The organism is Novosphingobium sp. PhB165, assembly GCF_004341845.1.
In the GTDB taxonomy this organism is placed as follows: domain Bacteria; phylum Pseudomonadota; class Alphaproteobacteria; order Sphingomonadales; family Sphingomonadaceae; genus Novosphingobium.
Genome location: NZ_SLVB01000005.1, coordinates 171,816 through 188,080 on the forward strand (window position 1 = coordinate 171,816; position 16,265 = coordinate 188,080).

The following is a 16,265-nucleotide window of genomic DNA, read 5'->3' on the forward strand; positions in this document are numbered from 1 at the left end:
CGGCTGCGGGCGTGGTCGGACTTCGGTCCGGCCACGCCTTTTCCGTTTTATTCAGGACGAAGCTCGCCCAGCTTGCGCTCCCAGGCGAGCGCGTGTTCGACGATGGTGGGCAAGTCCGCGTACTTCGGCACCCACGGCAGCGTCGCCTTGATCCGGCTATTGTCCGAGATCAGCGAATCCGGATCGCCGGCGCGCCGGCCTTCGAGGCGGCGCTCGATCGTGCGGTTGGTGACGCGGTCCACGGCGTCGAGCACGTCCAGCACCGAGAAGCCCTGACCATAACCACAATTCATCGTCAGCGAGCGGGCAGGCTCCGCGATCAGTGCCTCCAGCGCGAGGACATGCGCGGCGGCAAGGTCGGAGACGTGGATGTAATCCCGCACGCCCGTGCCATCGGGCGTGTCGAAGTCGGTGCCGAACACGCCGACGTGGCTGCGCTTGCCCAGCGCCGCCTCGACCGCGACCTTGATGAGATGCGTCGCCCCCGCCGTCGACTGGCCGGTGCGCGCCTGCGGATCGGCGCCCGCCACGTTGAAATAGCGCAGCGCGCAGAAATTGAGGGGATGGGCTTTCGCCACGTCGCCCAGCATGATCTCGGTCATCAGCTTGGACATCCCGTAGGGATTGATCGGCAGCTTCGGGCTGTCCTCGGTCACCGGCGAGACTTCGGGGATGCCGTAAGTCGCCGCAGTCGAGCTGAAGATGAAGTGCGGGACGCCGGCTTTCACCGCCGCATCGATCAGCGCGCGGCTCTTGGCGGTGTTGTTGTGGTAGTACTTGAGCGGATTCTCCACCGATTCCGGAACGATGATCGAGCCTGCGAAGTGCATGACCGCTTTCGTGCCTTGCTCGGCGAAAATGCGCGCGAGCAGGTCCGCATCTTCGATGTCGCCCTGGTAGAGCGGCACGCCGTCGGGAATGGCGAAGCGGAAGCCGGTGGTCAGGTTGTCGATCACGGCAACTGGCCAACCCGCATCCTTGAGCGCGAGGACCGCGTGGCTGCCGATGTAGCCGGCGCCGCCGGTAACGAGGACGGGGACTTTGCTTGTCATGGATCTCCGCTCATTCACGCCGGGCTTCGCGGCCGGCCTTTGCATGATTTGCCGTTTCGATATGGTGCGTGTTGCACTGCGTCAAACGCTTCCGCTGCCATTGAAATGCAACGATTCGCGCCGACGTGGCGCAAGCGGGTGCTGTTCAAGCGACGGGGCTTGCTCCACCATGCCATTTCGTGAAGGGACCGTCCGGCCCCGATGGCACCAGACCGGAGATTTCCAGCTTGTCCCAATACCCGACGATCGTCACCGGAGCGGCCGGCTTCATCGGCGCGGCGGTTGCCGAAGCGCTGATGGCGCGCGGCACGCCGGTAATCGGTATCGACAGCATGAACGATTACTACCCGGTCTCGCTCAAGGAGGCCCGGCGGAACCGGTTGACCGCGCGGCATGGCAACCTTTTCACGTTCCATCAGCTGGACTTCTCGGACATGGCGGCGCTGACGGCCGCGCTCGAACCGCATCGCTTCGACACGATCGTCCACCTCGGCGCGCAGGCGGGCGTGCGCTATTCGCTGGAGAACCCGCAGGCCTACGTCGCCTCCAACCTTGCGGGGCACGTCAACATGCTGGAGATCGCCCGCACCCGGCAGGTCGCGCACATGGTCTATGCCAGCTCCAGTTCGGTCTACGGCGGCAATGCAAAGCTGCCTTTCGCCGTCGAAGACCGCGTCGACCATCCCGTCTCGCTCTATGCCGCCACCAAGAAGGCGGACGAGCTGATGAGCGAGACTTATGCGCACCTGTTCCGCATCCCGCTGACCGGCCTCCGCTTCTTCACCGTCTACGGGCCGTGGGGAAGGCCGGACATGGCGCTCTGGAAATTTACCGAGCGCATGCTCTCCGGTCGCCCGATCGAGGTCTACAACAACGGCGAGATGTACCGGGACTTCACCTATATCGACGATATCGTCGGCGGCGTGCTCGCCTGCCTCGACCGGCCTCCGGCGGATGACGGGCAGGCAAAGGCCGGCGGCAGCGTCAAGCCGCACGCGCTCTACAATATCGGCAACAACCGCAGCGAGCATCTGATGCGGATGATCGAAGTGCTGGAAGGCGCCTGCGGGGTGAAGGCCGAACTGCGGCTGCTGCCGATGCAGCCGGGCGATGTGCCCGCGACATATGCCGATATCACCGCGCTGACGCGGGATACTGGCTATGCGCCCAGCACGCCCATCGAAGTGGGCGTGCCGCGTTTCGTGGAATGGTATCGGGCCTATTTGCCGGATTGAGCGAGTGACCCGGATCAGTTCCGGGTGGCCACGACTGCAAAGATATTGAAGATCGGCGCCATCTTCAGGAAGTCCTGCCAGGCTCCGCTGATCCGCGAATAGCCGACCATGACGACATCGCCGTCCATGACGATCGGATCGGGGCTGATGCCCGTACGAATGTCCTTGACGTTGAAGCGTGCGGCCATGCGCTGCCCATTGATCGTGCGGAAGATCACGATCTGATCCAGCTTCGCCGTAACGAGCGGGCTTTGCGCGCGGGCCAATGCGCCCAGCAGCGTGGTGTTCGTGGTCAGCTCGTAGACGCCGGGCATCTTCACTTCGCCCTCGACCGAGACGTAGCGTGGAGCTGCCTCGTCCACGGAGACGGCGACTTGCGGATTGCGCAGGTATTTGCGCCCCAGCACTGCGGTGACCTGCTTGGTCAACTCGTCCGCGCTCAGGCCGGCGGCGCTGATCTGTCCGGCCATGGGAAGCTGGATAAAGCCGGCATCGTCCACCCGGGCCTTTTCGACGGAAAGGTCCGGCTCGCCGTAGACGCGCACCTGCAGAACGTCGCGCGGCACGATCGTATAGACGCTGGGAGCGGGGACAGTGGCGGGAATGACCTGATAGGCAGCCTCGCCTACAGGAAGCGCGGGATTATGTGTAGCCGTGGCGGTACAGCCGGTCAGAGAGACCGCGACCATTAGGGGGGTAAGAACAAGGGCCTTGTTTGAACTGTGCACCTTCGAGGGTCTCCATGGCCTTAAACGCATTTGGTCACCGGGTAATCGGGCGGGGGGGCGCACGCAAGGTCTGGGATTTCGTTTCCAAGCAGTGCCTGCTCACTTGACCTCATTTGGCGGGCATGGCCCGGTCATGGCCTTCTCCCGCATCAGAGCAACCCTGTCCTCAGGTTTGCGGTGGGTAGGCGCGCGAAACATGCGAAAGGGGTCCTGCCTGCCACGGCGGAGCCAGAACTCGACGCCCGCCTGAAGATCGTATCCGGCACATCTTGCAAGGTCCGCTCCCAGAAGATCGGCGCGATCTTCCATATTGCGCCTTTCTCCCAAAGAGTGGGCGTCACCGTCCTTGTTGACGATATGGCCCAGTTCATGGCCGGCAATTAGCGCGAGTTCATCGTCGTTGCGGGCAAAGTCGATCAGTTTTCGAGAGAGGGCGACGTTTTTGCCGTCGCTGAAGGCATCGAAACCTTTGTCCGTCTTGATGACGAAGCGCGCGGAGCAGGTCCGCACGGGCGCAATCTCCACTTCGAATGACCTGGAATCCCGCCGCAACAATAGGTGAATCATCCTGCCGGGTGGTGTCAGGGCAAGACGTGTCTCAAGTTCGTCCGCGAAGATGGAGCGATCCGGCGATGCGGCAAGGAGATCGCTGGTCAATTGCCCGTCGATCGCAAGGATATCGTCTCCAACCCGGGTACCGGCGCGCGATGCGGGGCTGTTCATGGCCAATGCTGCAATTTGCGGAGCGTCCGTCATGGAAAGCAACGCGCGCACCGCGTCACGGTCCGCGGGCGAATAGGCTTCGATATGGTCCAGGACGATTCCGGTGCCTGCTGCGGAGGTGCTGCATAAAGGGGCGGCCGCCAGGTTCAGTCTGAATCCAACGTCCGCAAGTCGGTCCATTTCGGACCGAATCGCGACCGGCCAGGGAGCTTCCGCCGCATTTGCATGACCCTTTGCGATGAATAGCCCGCAAGAGGCGGCGAGAAGCGCAAGGCTACGGAAAAACACAGATATACGATTGCGCTGCATTGTGCAGGGCGGTACATCCAGAAAGGACACTTCGTCTATAGTTGTTCAAGGAGGACACATGAAGCTGAAGAATGTGCTCGTGGCCGTGGCCGCAGCCAGCGCGATCGTCGCTCCGATGGCCGCTCAGGCAGGAACCGCAGCTTCGGCCGCGCTTCCGAAGGGTGCAAGCCTGTCGAGCGTTGGCCAGCGTAGCTCGGTTGCCGTCAAGGGCCGCCAGAAGGCTGAAGCCGGCGTCTATGCGCTTGCCGCTCTTGGTGGTGCTGCCGCTATCGGCGGTATCGTGGCTGCCACCAGCGGCAATTCGAATCCGAAGTCGAACGGCGTCTGATTCGCCTGACTTCGTAAGAGTCCTGCCCTTGAGAAATCCAGGGGCAGGATTTTTTATGTCCTGAATGATCAAATACAAAGGTGACGCTCTGTCCGGGTCGCGAACAAAGCGTAAAAGGCCGCCATCGGTCGGTTTTATCTCGCAGGGGCGGGCCGGGTATGCAGTCCTGCTGCTTCTCGTCGCACTCGTTTTCGGGGGTGGGGGATCCGCTGCGGGTTTGGCCAATCTGGTTGTGCAATTGGCTGGCCTTGCCGTGCTTGCCTTCAACCGGCAGGCTATCTTTGCCTTTTTTGCGCAAGCTCCGAGAATGCCTGTCATTCTTGTCGCAGCTACGCTGCTGTTGCCTTTGCTGCAACTCGTGCCTTTGCCGCCTGCGATCTGGCAGTCCCTCCCGGGGCGCGACCTGGCGGTGCAATCCTATGACCTGATCGGGGTGCAAGGCGCGTGGCGCCCGTTCACGCTGAGCGTCAACCGAACGGCGATGGCCTTTTTCGCTCTTTTGCCTCCTTTGGCGATCCTGGTCCTGTCGTGGGATCTTCCGGAACGGCAGAAGCGCCTGATGCTTCAGGCGGTGGTTGTCGCCGGCATTATCGTCATGCTGCTTGGAGCCCAACAGCTTGCGACGAACAATCGGTTGCTGGTTTTCTATGACGAAGTCGCGGGATCCAGGAACTTGCAGGGCACCTTTGCCAATCGCAATACCGCCGGTCTCATGCTGGGTATCGCCCTTGTTGCACTTGTCGGCGCGGTTCCGTGGCATCGGGCTGGACCCGTATGGAAGCTTGGTTCAGTAGCCGTCGCGATCCTTCTTGTGATTGGTGTCGTGTTGACGGGGTCTCGCTCAAGCATGACGCTTCTGACAGTTCCGGCCTTGGTCGCAATATGGAATTGGTGGATCAGGAGGGGGGCTGCCCATAGCCGCAAGATGGTCGTGGGAGCGGTGCTCGCCGTGGCGCTGGTGATTGGGGGTGGAAGTTTCTTGTTGAGCGGAAATCAGCGTGTCCACCAGAGTTTGACGCGTTTCGATTCCGTAGAGGATGAGGAACGCCCGAAAATCTGGGCAGACACGATCGTGGCTATCAAGCGCTATTCGCCGCTTGGGGCGGGGATCGGATCGTTCGACGAAGTCTTCCAGGTCGATGAAGCGCTTGAAAACGTCAGCCTCGGCCGCGCCGGCCGCGCGCATAACGATTTTCTGGAGGTCACACTGGAATCCGGGATTATCGGAATTCTGCTGATCGGCGGCTGGATGGTTGCCGTGGCAACGCTCGGTTTTTCGGCGCGGCACGGAGGTGTGCCTCTTGCCGCTGTTGGCGTGTTGGTACAGCTGGCGCTTCAATCGCTCACTGACTACCCCTTGCGGAGTCAGACCTTGCTGTGCATTGCCGCCTTAATGTTCGCGTTGCTTCTGGGCACGCGAGAGGGAAGGTCTGCGCATGAGGGAGGCCTGCCCGATCGCATTTGAAGATTGACGCGGCAGTCAGCTGATCAGGCGAAGTTTTATTATCCAAGCCGTGCAACCGGTGGTTGTCGGAAGCAGCCCTTACGGGGCGAGTGATGGGTCTCGTTCGGTCATGAACCGAAACAGAATATATGGCGGGAAGAAATCTTGAGTGACGCATATCTCGATAGGGACGATCTGGAGGGTTATCCCGCCGTTGAGGAAACGGGCCCGGATCTGACTGCCATACTGAAGATGGTAATGGGCGCCATGCGGCGCAATTGGGCTCTCATTGCAGGGGTGATCGCCACTGTTCTGGTGCTCGGCATTATTATAACTTTGCTTGTCGCTCCCAAGTATAGTGCTCAGGTACGTGTCCTGATTGAAGATCAGGCAGATCAGATCATCGAAGGCACGGACCTGCAAAAGGTCAACAACGTCCAGGATACGGATCGCTTCCTTCAGACCCAGGTCGGCATTATCCAGAGCCGTTCGCTGGCGCAGAGCGTTGTGGAAAGCGGCCGTCTCAATCGCGACCCTGCGTTCTTCGAGGCGATGGGCGTGGAATTCCCCACCGAACAGGACCTCGCCGAAGTCGGCGGCAAGAAAACTCTCGACCAGCTTCGCAAGGAAGTCGCCATTGAGGCCCTCCTCGATAATCTGAGTGTCGATCTTCCGCCGGACAGCCGCATCGTCTCGATCAGTGTCAGCAGCCGGAACGCCGCCTATTCCGCGAAGCTGGCCCAGCTCTATGGCCAGCGCTTCATCGACCGCAATCTTGACCAGAAGTACAACAGCTCGTCCTACGCGCGTCGCTTCCTTTCCGATCAGCTCGACGAAGCCCGGGAAAAGGTGACGCAGTCGGAGCGCGATCTGAACCAGTACGCGCGCGCGGCTGGGCTCATCCGTATCACCAGCCAAGGTGAGAACGGTAATGAGGAATCGGTACTTTCGGTTACCAACAGCACGCTCGTTCAGCTGAACGACGCTGCCTCCAAAGCGACCGCGGCTCGGATCGAGGCTGAGGACCGTTGGCATACGCTTGCGAATGCGGCGCCGCTTTCGATTCCCGAAGTCAACGCAAACCCCGCGATTTCGACGCTCGTCAGCGAAAAGGCCAAGGTCCAAGCCGATCTTGCCGAAGAGCAATCGCGTCACCGCGACGATTTCGTGACGGTCAAGTCCAAGAAGGCCGAGATTGCCGAATACGATCAGCGCATCAGCGTGATCGCGGATTCGCTCAAGAAGTCGGCCTGGCTCGAATATCAGGCAGCGCTCCAACAGGAGAATTCGCTTCAGGCCCACGTCGGCAGCTTGCGCGGCGATGCGCTCAAGGAGCAGGATCGCGGTGTCCAGTATGCGGTGCTCAAGCGCGTGGCCGATACCAACCGGACGCTCTATGATACCCTGCTGTCGCGTTACAATCAGCTCAATGCGGCTGCAGGAGCATCGTCCAACAACCTGACGATCGTGGATCAGGCAGAGGTTCCCACCAAACCCTATTCGCCGCGATTGCTCATCAATGTGCTCATTTCGCTGGTGCTTGGCATCATCGTCGCGGCCGGTGCAGTGTTCCTGCGCGAAATCTTCGACGATACGATCCGCTCGCCCGACGATGTTGAGCGCAAGCTGGGCATGCCGCTTCTCGGGCTTATCCCGCTCGAGAAGGATGGCGATGTCGAGGCGCATTTCGGAGACCGTCGCTCGAAGGTCAGCGAAGCCTATCGCTCGCTTGTCACCAATCTGCGCTATTCGACCGCCACTGGCTTGCCGCACGTTCTGATGGTCACCAGTTCGCGGGAATCGGAAGGTAAATCGACGACCGCCCGTGCTGTCGCCAGCGATATCGCGCAGCTTGGCAAGCGCGTGCTGCTGGTTGATGCCGACTTGCGCCGTCCCACGCTTCACCGTGTGATGAGTGATCAGAAGGCCACCGGCCTTGCCGATGTGCTGACGGGCCAGAAGAGCTTTGACGACGCCGTTTACAGCTCCAACGTGCCGACGCTCAGCTACATGTCGGCGCTGCCGATGCCGCCCGATCCGGCGCTCATCCTCGCTGGCGAAGGTCTCTATGGCTTCATCGAAGAAGCGCGCAAGCGGTTCGATACCGTAGTTCTTGACTGCCCGCCGTTGCTTGGCTTGTCGGATGCCGCGCTGCTTGCCAACCATGCCGATGGCGTGCTGTTCGTGATCGACGCACTCGAATTCCATCGCGGTGCGGTCAAATCGGCGCTTCGCCGCCTTGCCCTGATCAAGGCGAACATTCTGGGCGTCGTGCTCAACCGCTTCGATCCGAAGGTCGGCGGTGACGATTACAGCTACTATACGTACAACTACTATAGCTACGGCGAAAAGCAGGACTGACCTGACCATGATGGCGGCGATCGGAAAGACTGCCTGGTTCGCAGGGTTTGCGATCGCCGCGGTCCTAGTCACGGGGCTCCAGCTCGACCGGGAGGCGCGGCAAGACAGCGCCGTGGCGTCCCGGGTTCCGGAGCCGTTCCGGTACTTCGCGCTGCAACCACTGATCGACGATGCCTACGATCGCCATGACAGTGCCGCCGGTGTGGCACTGTCGCGCGAACTGGTACGCCGCAGTCCCGTGCCTTCGGATGGACTTGCCCTGCTGGCCTACGGGCAGTTGCAAAAGGGCGACGAGAACGGCGCTGTCCAATCGTTGCTGCTGGCCGGTCAGCGCGGATGGCGCAATCGGTTCACGCAGGACATGCTGATCGTCATGGCGCTCCAGTCACGGGAATGGAGCGTAGCGGCCCAGCGGAGCCTCGCCCTCTGGCGCGTCGGCATCACCGATGATCGCCTGAAGGACATGACCGCGCAGCTTCTGTCCGAAACGGACGGCGCCAAGGCTTTCGCAAATCAGCTTGGCCAGGAAAAGAACTGGGCCACTGCCTTCATATCCTGGGCCGGAGAAACGCTGGCGGACGGTCCGCTGACCCAGACCGTTGGCGCGATGGCCCGTCACGGTGCGCGGGTCGATTGCGCGGCGCTCTCGGCAACGTTGCCCGGCCTTGTCCGCGAAGGACGAGTGGGCGCGGCGGTGATCCTGTGGCAGGACCTCTGCGCGGCGGGGCGGATGACGAAGGCGAACGACTTTGCCTTCAGAAGCGATACCGAAGGCAGCCTTCCCGGCCCGTTCGATTGGCAATATCCCGAAGTGGACGGCATGGAGCGAGAGTTCGTTCCGCAAGGCACAGGTATCGCAATCCGCTACACCAATCGGAATGCGGCACGTGGTCCGATCGCCACGCGCAACGCGGCTTTTCCGGCAGGTGGTTATGCGGTCACGATCGACGCGGACGCCAAGGGTGAGGCGGGTTTCCGTCCGCTCGTGCTCAGGGTCACCTGCTTCGCTCCGACCGGCGAGGGGGGCACCCTTGCCGATCTGGATCTGCATTCGGCGGCGAACGAATTCACCGTTCCCGCGCAGGACTGCACCTCGCAGCAACTGACGCTCATGACCGGTCGCGGCGAAGGTTCAATCCGCTCGGTTACCGTCCGGCCGCTCTGACCAAGCCCGCTCTGACCGGGATCGGTCAGGAGCGGGAGAAATGGTGCAGGATCTGGGCGTCGAGCGGCTGTACGAAATGGACGGCCAGATTGGTGTCATCCCTGCGCGTCGCCTTGGCTGCGAGCGGGCCTATCGCACCGATCCACAGGCTCAGGTCGCCTTCCATGTCGGCAACCGGCAAATCGGTTTCAACCGCGCAGCTGCGGCTGGCTAGTTCCGATATGCGCACGATCGTCGTCTCGCCGGAGCGAACGCATTCGCCGTAAAGAACTTGGCCCATCATCTCACCATGTCGCCCGCTTCTTCGGGCTTTCCAGTGTACTATAGAACGTCCGGGCATCTTGCCGATGGCCCGATTCCCGTCGTCCACACCCTCTCGATATCCGACTTAGTGGTCAGATTGGTTGCAGGCGAGGGATGTTTTGGCGGTACCACGAATTTTCCCGGCGGACCCGTGCCGGGCCTGCGACGGTCGGTTCCTACGCCGTCTGGTCCTGTGGTTCGCTGGAATCTTCGGGAGAAGCATCGTCCAGCAGGGGCGGGGCCTCATCTCCGAACAGGGCGCTCACGAAATCCTGCCGCCAGCGGCGCACATCGTGATCGCGCACGGAAGCGAGCAATTTCCGGTGCCGTTCGCGGCGTTCATCGAGCGGCATCTCAAGCGCGCGCTTGATAGCCTCGCTGACATGCTCGATCGAGTGCGGGTTGACCAGCAGTGCATCCTTCAACTGATGCGCGGCCCCGGCGAATTGCGAAAGGATCAGCACACCGGGATTCTCGGGATCCTGCGCGGCGATATATTCCTTGGCGACAAGGTTCATGCCGTCGCGTAGCGGCGTCACGAGACCGATGTCGGCGGCGCGGTAGAACCCGGCAAGTTGCTCGCGCGGATAGCCACGGTTGACGTAGCGGATCGGCACGAAGGCGACGTCCGCATAGGCGCCGTTGAGGTGGCCGGTCTTGCGTTCCAGATCCTCGCGGATCATCTGGTAGCTGGCGACATCCCCGCGTGAAGGCGGCGCGATCTGGAGCAGCACGGCGCTGCCCGCCTGTTCGGGATTATCGGCCAGGAAGCGGCCGAAGGCTTCCATCCGCTCGCCCAGGCCCTTCGAGTAATCGAGCCGGTCGACGCCGATCAGGATCTTGCGCCCGCGCACGCTCTGCTTGAGGCGGTCGTGCGCGTCGCGTGCCTCGGGACCGGCGGCGCCCTCGACGAATTCGTCGAAATCGATGCCGATCGGGAAGGCGCGGGCGACGACGCGGCGGCCCTGATAGTCGATCGAATTGTCCGGATTGACCTTCAGGCCCATCTCTTTCTGGACATAGTGCAGGAAGCTTTCGAGCCACTCGGAGGTCTGGAAGCCGATCACGTCGAATTCGAGCATCGAGGCCACCAGCCGCTCGTGCAGCGGGAGCGAGACCAGCAGCCGCGTCGGCGGCCAGGGCGTGTGGAGGAACAGGCCCATGCGGTTCTTCACGCCCTTCTGCCGAAGCATCGAGCCCAGCGGCAGCAGATGGTAGTCATGGACCCACACGAGATCCTCACCCTCGATCAGCGGCAGCACGGCATCGGCGAAGCGCTCGTTCACGCGCTCGTAGCCTTCGCCGAAATTGCGGTCGTACTCGGTCAGGTCGATGCGGTAGTGGAACAGCGGCCAGAGCGTGCGGTTGGCATAGCCGTTGTAGTATTCGTCGATATCCTGCGGTTCGAGATCGATCGTGGCCGTGGTGATCCCGTCGTTGCGCTGCATGTCGAGATGGCCGGTGAATTCTTCGGTTTCCTGGCCGGACCAGCCGAACCAGATGCCGCCATGTTCCAGCAGCGCGGCATTGAGCGCCACCGCAAGTCCCCCTTGTGCCCCAGCGGCACCCGCCGCCTTGGGCACCGAGACCCGGTTCGAAATGACGATCAATCTACTACTCATTGCATTATCCCCAGTAGCGCGCCTCCTGACGCGCTCTTGTGGAACGGGCGTCAGCGCCAGTCCCGCCACGACCGGGACAGTTGCCCGGCGCAGTTGATGATACCGACCAGCGAATAGGTCTGCGGAAAGTTCCCCCACAGCTCGCCGGTCTCGAAATCCATGTCTTCGGACAGCAGGCCGGACCGGGTCCGATGGGCCAGCATCGCCTCGAACAGGCGGCGTGCCTCTTCATCCTGCCCGGACCGGTGGAGCGCCTCGATCAGCCAGAAGGTGCAGATATTGAAAGCCGTTTCGGGCAGGCCGAAATCGTCCTCGCTATCGTAGCGCAGCATGTGCTCGCCGCGGCGCAGCGCCTTCTGCACGGCGGCCAGCGTCGCCTTGAAGCGGGGATCGTCGGCCGCGACGAAGCGCAGTTCGACCATCTGCAACAGGCTGGCGTCGAGCTGGTCCCCGCCAAAGGTGGCGGCATAGTGGCCGCCGGCGCCGCCATCGTCGAAATCGGGCCCTTCGATCGTGTGCCAGCTCCGCTCGTCGATGTTTTTGCGCACAGTTTCGGCGCGCTCCCGCCACAAGTCCGCGCGCTCGTGCAGGCCCAGATGCTCGGCGGCATTGGCAAGCCGGTCGCAGGCAGCCCAGCTCATCACGGTGGAATAGGTATGCACCGCCGTGCGCGTGCGCAGTTCCCAAAGGCCCGCATCGGGCTGGTCGTGGGTCTTCCAGGCCAGTTCGCCGACCTGTTCGAGGCTCGCGAAATCGTCTGCCGAGGCCATCCGCAACAGGCGCTGGTCGGAAAACGCCTGGATCGCCGGCAAGACGATCTGCCCGTAGCAGTCGTTCTGCACCTGATAGTAGGCGGCATTGCCCACGCGCACCGGGCCCATGCCGCGATAGCCGGGCAGGTCCGGCGCTTCCCACTCGATGATCTCGCGCGCGCCGCTGACCGCGTAGAGCGGCTGGATCGCGCCGCCTTCGGCATCGTCGATGATATTGCGCAAGTAGCCGAGGTACTTTTCCAGCACGTCCAGCGCGCCCAGATCGTTCAGCGCCTGCACCGTGTAATAGGCATCGCGGATCCAGCAGTAGCGATAGTCCCAGTTGCGCTGGCTGCCGGGCGCCTCGGGAATCGAGGTGGTCAGCGCGGCGACGATCGCGCCGGTATCCTCGTGCTGGCAGAGCTTGAGCGTGATCGCCGCGCGGATCACCGCGTCCTGCCAGTCGAGCGGCGTCGCCAGCCCCCGCACCCATAGCCGCCAGTAGTCGCCGGTATGGCGCAGCATCGATTCGAGCCGGTGCTCGACATCGCCGTCGAAGGGCTCGTCGGGGCCGAGGAAGAAGTGCAGCGGGGTTTCGAGGCGGAAATAGCGCTCGTCCTGCACATAGCCGATCGGGGCATCGGTGGTGAGGCGCAGGGTGTTGCGCTCGACAAGGTAGCGGATGTGGTTGGATCCGCGCGTCGTGGCGGCCATCTGCGCGCCGTAGCCGCTCATCGGTGTCAGCACGCAGCGGATGCGCGGCGATCCGCTGACCGGGCGGACGATGCGCGCATAGGCGACCGGCCGGTACATCCGTCCCATGCGTTCGTGGCGGGGGCAGAAATCGATGACATCGACCGCCCCGCCGGTCGCATCCTCAAGCCGGGTGACGAGGATCGGGGTATTACGCAAGTAGCCCTGGTGGACGGTGGCCTGGTTCTCCAGCTCGAAGCGCCAGGTGCCGGCGTCCTGCCCGGTTTCGCCGCGCAGGAGGGCACAGAACGTGGGGTCGCCGTCCACGCGCGGCACGCAGCCCCAGACCAGCGCGCCCGATGTATCGATAAGGCCGGAGACCTGACAATTGCCGATGGGCCAGAGTTCAAGCGCGCTCATGCCGGGACATTCTCCTGCCTTGTGGCCCCAAGGGCCTCTTCGAGCCAGCGATGGACAGCCCCGACGGAATCGAGGCGCCATGTCGCCGCCGTTGCGCGCATCGGACCCACCAGCACTCCGTGGCCGCCAAGGCGGATAACGGCGGTGAAGGCGTCCTCATCAGTCACATCGTCGCCCACGAACAGCGCCTGCGAGCCTGCGAAAGGCGGCGTTTCCATGAACCGGGTGACCGCGCTGCCCTTGTCCGATCCCGGCATGGCGAGTTCGATCACTTGCTTGCCGTGCTTGAGGGCAAGGCCAAGCTCTTCGCCCAAGGCGCTCGCACAGGCGACGAGGGGGGCGAGCGCTTCGGGGTGGCGGCGATAGTGGACGGCGATGCTGTGGGGCTTGGGCTCGACCAGCAGGCCGCCATTGTCCTGCGCGAAGGTGGCAAGCCGGTCTACTACCAGCGGCGGGAGCGGGGCGGCGAGCGCGAGGGCCTCGTGCTGCCCGGCGGGGCGGAATTCGCCGCCATGCGATCCGGCAACGGCCACCTCAAGCGGGCCCATCAGCGCTTCCAACGAGGCGATCGAGCGGCCCGTCACCAGCGCGAGCCGTCCATCGAGGGCGTCGGCAATCCGTGCGATCAGGCTGGGCAGGGTGGTCGCCACCACCACGTCGTCGGGGTGATCCGCGATCTCCACCAGCGTGCCGTCGAAATCGAGAAAGAGCGAGGGCGGCGGTGCGCCGATGCGCGCGAAACGCAAGGGCGGCGGCGGCGGGAGATCGCGCGGGATCTCGCCATGGTCCGCCGGAGGAACGCGTTCGCTCGGGCTGGTCATTGGCGGCAGTCTCTCACTTCGCAGCGGCAATGGCCACCCCTTGATAAGTCGCGGCGCAACGAAGGCGGTTTGAGAAAATGGGCGCGGAATTCGGCGCGGATAAAGGCATGGTGGGGGCAACGCACCGGCACCGAATAGGTTCCGCTTACAGCTGCGTGCGACAGGCCGGGCCGCCGGGAGCAAATCGCGGTTGCAACACGTTACTCACCCGGTATCACCAGTGGCCCGTGACGCGGCCTTCATCGAGTACATCACGCCCCATGCCCCAGATCGTTCCGGTCATTCTCTGCGGCGGCAACGGTACGCGGCTGTGGCCGCGCAGCCGCGCTGAACGTCCCAAGCCGTTCCTGCCCTTGGTGGGCGAGACCACGCTGTTCGAGGCAAGCCTCGCGCGCTGCCCGGCGGCGCAGGGCTTTGCCGCGCCGGTGGTGGTGACGGGCACCAAGCACCTCGAACATGTCGAGGCGCAGCTGGCCGGGGCGCCGGGGGCGACCGTGATCGTCGAGCCCGCTGCGCGCAACACCGCGGCCGCCATAGCGCTGGCCGCCTGCCGCCTGCCCGAGGACGCGGTGATGCTGGTCTGCCCGAGCGACCACCATATCGGCCGTCCCGAGGTCTTCGCCGATGTCGCCTGCGCGGCGGCGGAACTGGCTGCGGAAGGCTGGCTGGTCTCGTTCGGCATCGAGGCGACCCGGCCCGAGACCGGCTTCGGCTATCTGAAGCGCGGCGAGGCCATCGAAGGCACGCCCGGCTTCCGCACCGCCCAGTTCGTCGAGAAGCCGGACTTCGCCCGCGCGCAGGCCTTCCTTGAGGACGGCAACTATGCCTGGAATGGCGGCATCTTCGCCTTCCGTGTGGGTGACTTCATGGCCGAACTCGCCGCGCACCGGCCCGCGATCGCCGCCAAAGTCCGCGAAGCGGTCGAGAAGGGCGCGGCGGACGGCCACCGCTTCCACCCCGATGCGGCGACGTTTGCGGACGTCGAGAGCGATTCGGTCGACTACGCAGTGATGGAGAACACCAGTCGCGCTGCGATGGTGCCTGCCGACATGGACTGGTCGGACATCGGCAACTGGCAGGCGCTGCACGACGCGCTCGACCGTGACGGCAGCGGCAATTCGGTGCGCGGTGCGGGTGAGGCCGAGCTGGTCGACTGTACCAATGTGCTGGTCGACAGCGACGGGCCGCGTGTCTCGGTGATCGGGCTGTCCAACGTGGTGGTCGTGATCGACGGGAACGAGGTGCTCGTCACCACCGTTGAAGGCGTGCAGAAAGTCGGCAAGCTTTCCGGCGCCGTGAACCAGTAAGCGCACCTGTTGTCCCCCGATTGCCGCGGATTCGGCGCAAAGGGGATTTTCAAGTCATGCGTCCAGTGGCAGGTGCGCGCACCAGATGGCTCCGCCAAGTGCTCCGATTACAGGGACAGACCGGAAATGAAGAAACTCGTTGCCTTCGATCTCGACGGTACGCTGGCCAAGAGCAAGCAGCCGCTCACTGACGAGATGGCCGAGGCGATGGCCCGGCTGCTTCAAGTCACCGATGTCGCAGTGATCTCGGGCGGGGACTGGCCGCAGTTCGACAAGCAGGTGGCAAGCCGTCTCCCGGCCCATGCCGACTGCAAGCGCCTGTGGCTGATGCCGACCAGCGGCGCGAAGCTCTACGTCCATGGCGAAGATGGCTGGGCGTCGGTCTATGCCGAACTGTTCACCGACGAGCAGAAGCGCGAGATCCTCGACGCCTTTGATGCCGCGCTGGCCGCCACCGGCTTCACGCCCGAGGAAACCTGGGGCGAGCGGATCGAGGATCGTGGCAGCCAGATCACGTTCTCGGCGCTGGGGCAGCAGGCTCCGCTGGAAGCCAAGGAAGTCTGGGACCCGAATTTCGCCAAGCGCAAGGTGATCCAGGCCGATCTGATGGCACGCCTGCCCGGCGTTTCGGTCAATCTCGGCGGGGCGACCTCGGTCGACGTGACGCAGCCTGGCGTCGACAAGGCCTGGGGCCTTCAGCGTCTGTCCGAGCGCGGCAATTTCACCCATGCGGAGATGCTGTTCATCGGCGATGCCATCTTCCCGGGCGGTAACGACTACCCGGCCAAGACCATGGGTCTGGATACCATCTGTGTGCGCGATCCGGCCGATACGCTCAACGTGATTGACGCCATCGTCGCCTGCCAGAAGTAAGCGCTCGTGCATTTGGGCCGGGCGGGGGGACGGTTCCTTCGTCCGGTGCGGCGTAAGCGGCGGGCGTTTTGTGGCGCCGGACATGCCGGTCTTTCGCTTCGACTGCTGAAAATCTTCGGTTTATCCCGG

The 16,265-nt window shown here is 63.4% G+C and carries 14 protein-coding genes; 7 read left to right on the forward strand and 7 right to left on the reverse strand.

What is annotated here, in order from left to right:
• Positions 1 to 47: 47 nt before the first annotated feature.
• Complete coding sequence (gene galE / locus EDF56_RS15285) at positions 48 to 1,052, reverse strand: UDP-glucose 4-epimerase GalE (protein WP_132388910.1); 1,005 nt, start codon at positions 1,050 to 1,052, stop codon at positions 48 to 50.
• Positions 1,053 to 1,279: 227 nt separating this feature from the next.
• On the opposite strand from galE, the gene EDF56_RS15290 reads away from it, so the two are divergent.
• Complete coding sequence (locus tag EDF56_RS15290) at positions 1,280 to 2,287, forward strand: NAD-dependent epimerase/dehydratase family protein (protein WP_132388912.1); 1,008 nt, start codon at positions 1,280 to 1,282, stop codon at positions 2,285 to 2,287.
• Between the two features lie 14 nt (positions 2,288 to 2,301).
• Here EDF56_RS15290 and EDF56_RS15295 read toward each other — a convergent pair whose 3' ends face one another.
• Positions 2,302 to 3,015 carry a polysaccharide biosynthesis/export family protein gene (locus tag EDF56_RS15295; protein ID WP_165912202.1) on the reverse strand — a complete coding sequence of 238 codons (714 nt, stop codon included), beginning with the start codon at positions 3,013 to 3,015 and terminating at the stop codon, positions 2,302 to 2,304.
• Positions 3,016 to 3,114: 99 nt separating this feature from the next.
• The gene (locus tag EDF56_RS15300) at positions 3,115 to 4,047 is read right to left on the reverse strand and encodes a M48 family metalloprotease (protein ID WP_132388916.1); all 933 of its coding nucleotides are present in this window, start codon (positions 4,045 to 4,047) and stop codon (positions 3,115 to 3,117) included.
• Between the two features lie 58 nt (positions 4,048 to 4,105).
• Here EDF56_RS15300 and EDF56_RS15305 point away from each other — a divergent pair, with 58 nt between their 5' ends.
• The 4 genes from EDF56_RS15305 (at position 4,106) to EDF56_RS15320 (ending at position 9,345) form a co-directional block, all read left to right on the forward strand.
• Positions 4,106 to 4,375, forward strand: coding sequence for a hypothetical protein (locus EDF56_RS15305; protein WP_132388918.1), 270 nt, complete (start codon positions 4,106 to 4,108; stop codon positions 4,373 to 4,375).
• Between the two features lie 64 nt (positions 4,376 to 4,439).
• Positions 4,440 to 5,840 (forward strand): O-antigen ligase family protein, encoded by a 1,401-nt coding sequence (locus EDF56_RS15310; RefSeq protein ID WP_132388920.1) that lies wholly within the window; start codon positions 4,440 to 4,442, stop codon positions 5,838 to 5,840.
• Between the two features lie 144 nt (positions 5,841 to 5,984).
• Entirely contained in the window at positions 5,985 to 8,180 is a 2,196-nt protein-coding gene (locus EDF56_RS15315; RefSeq protein WP_132388922.1) for a polysaccharide biosynthesis tyrosine autokinase, read from the forward strand.
• Between the two features lie 10 nt (positions 8,181 to 8,190).
• A complete protein-coding gene (locus tag EDF56_RS15320) occupies positions 8,191 to 9,345 on the forward strand; it encodes a hypothetical protein (protein WP_165912203.1) in 1,155 nt (384 codons plus the stop codon).
• 25 nt (positions 9,346 to 9,370) lie between these two features.
• Here EDF56_RS15320 and EDF56_RS15325 read toward each other — a convergent pair whose 3' ends face one another.
• The 4 genes from EDF56_RS15325 to otsB form a co-directional block, all read right to left on the reverse strand.
• Positions 9,371 to 9,625, reverse strand: a complete 255-nt coding sequence (locus EDF56_RS15325; RefSeq protein WP_165912204.1) for a hypothetical protein — start codon at positions 9,623 to 9,625, stop codon at positions 9,371 to 9,373.
• A 199-nt stretch (positions 9,626 to 9,824) separates the two neighbouring features.
• Complete coding sequence (otsA, locus tag EDF56_RS15330; RefSeq protein ID WP_132388928.1) at positions 9,825 to 11,270, reverse strand: alpha,alpha-trehalose-phosphate synthase (UDP-forming); 1,446 nt, start codon at positions 11,268 to 11,270, stop codon at positions 9,825 to 9,827.
• Between the two features lie 50 nt (positions 11,271 to 11,320).
• Positions 11,321 to 13,135, reverse strand: a complete 1,815-nt coding sequence (locus EDF56_RS15335; protein ID WP_132388930.1) for a glycoside hydrolase family 15 protein — start codon at positions 13,133 to 13,135, stop codon at positions 11,321 to 11,323.
• Entirely contained in the window at positions 13,132 to 13,956 is an 825-nt protein-coding gene (otsB, locus tag EDF56_RS15340; RefSeq protein WP_132388932.1) for a trehalose-phosphatase, read from the reverse strand. The genes EDF56_RS15335 and otsB overlap by 4 nt, the downstream gene beginning before the upstream one ends.
• A gap of 260 nt (positions 13,957 to 14,216) precedes the next feature.
• Here otsB and EDF56_RS15345 point away from each other — a divergent pair, with 260 nt between their 5' ends.
• Positions 14,217 to 15,263, forward strand: coding sequence for a sugar phosphate nucleotidyltransferase (locus EDF56_RS15345; protein WP_132388934.1), 1,047 nt, complete (start codon positions 14,217 to 14,219; stop codon positions 15,261 to 15,263).
• Between the two features lie 126 nt (positions 15,264 to 15,389).
• Complete coding sequence (locus EDF56_RS15350; RefSeq protein ID WP_132388936.1) at positions 15,390 to 16,136, forward strand: HAD-IIB family hydrolase; 747 nt, start codon at positions 15,390 to 15,392, stop codon at positions 16,134 to 16,136.
• Positions 16,137 to 16,265 lie beyond the last annotated feature (129 nt).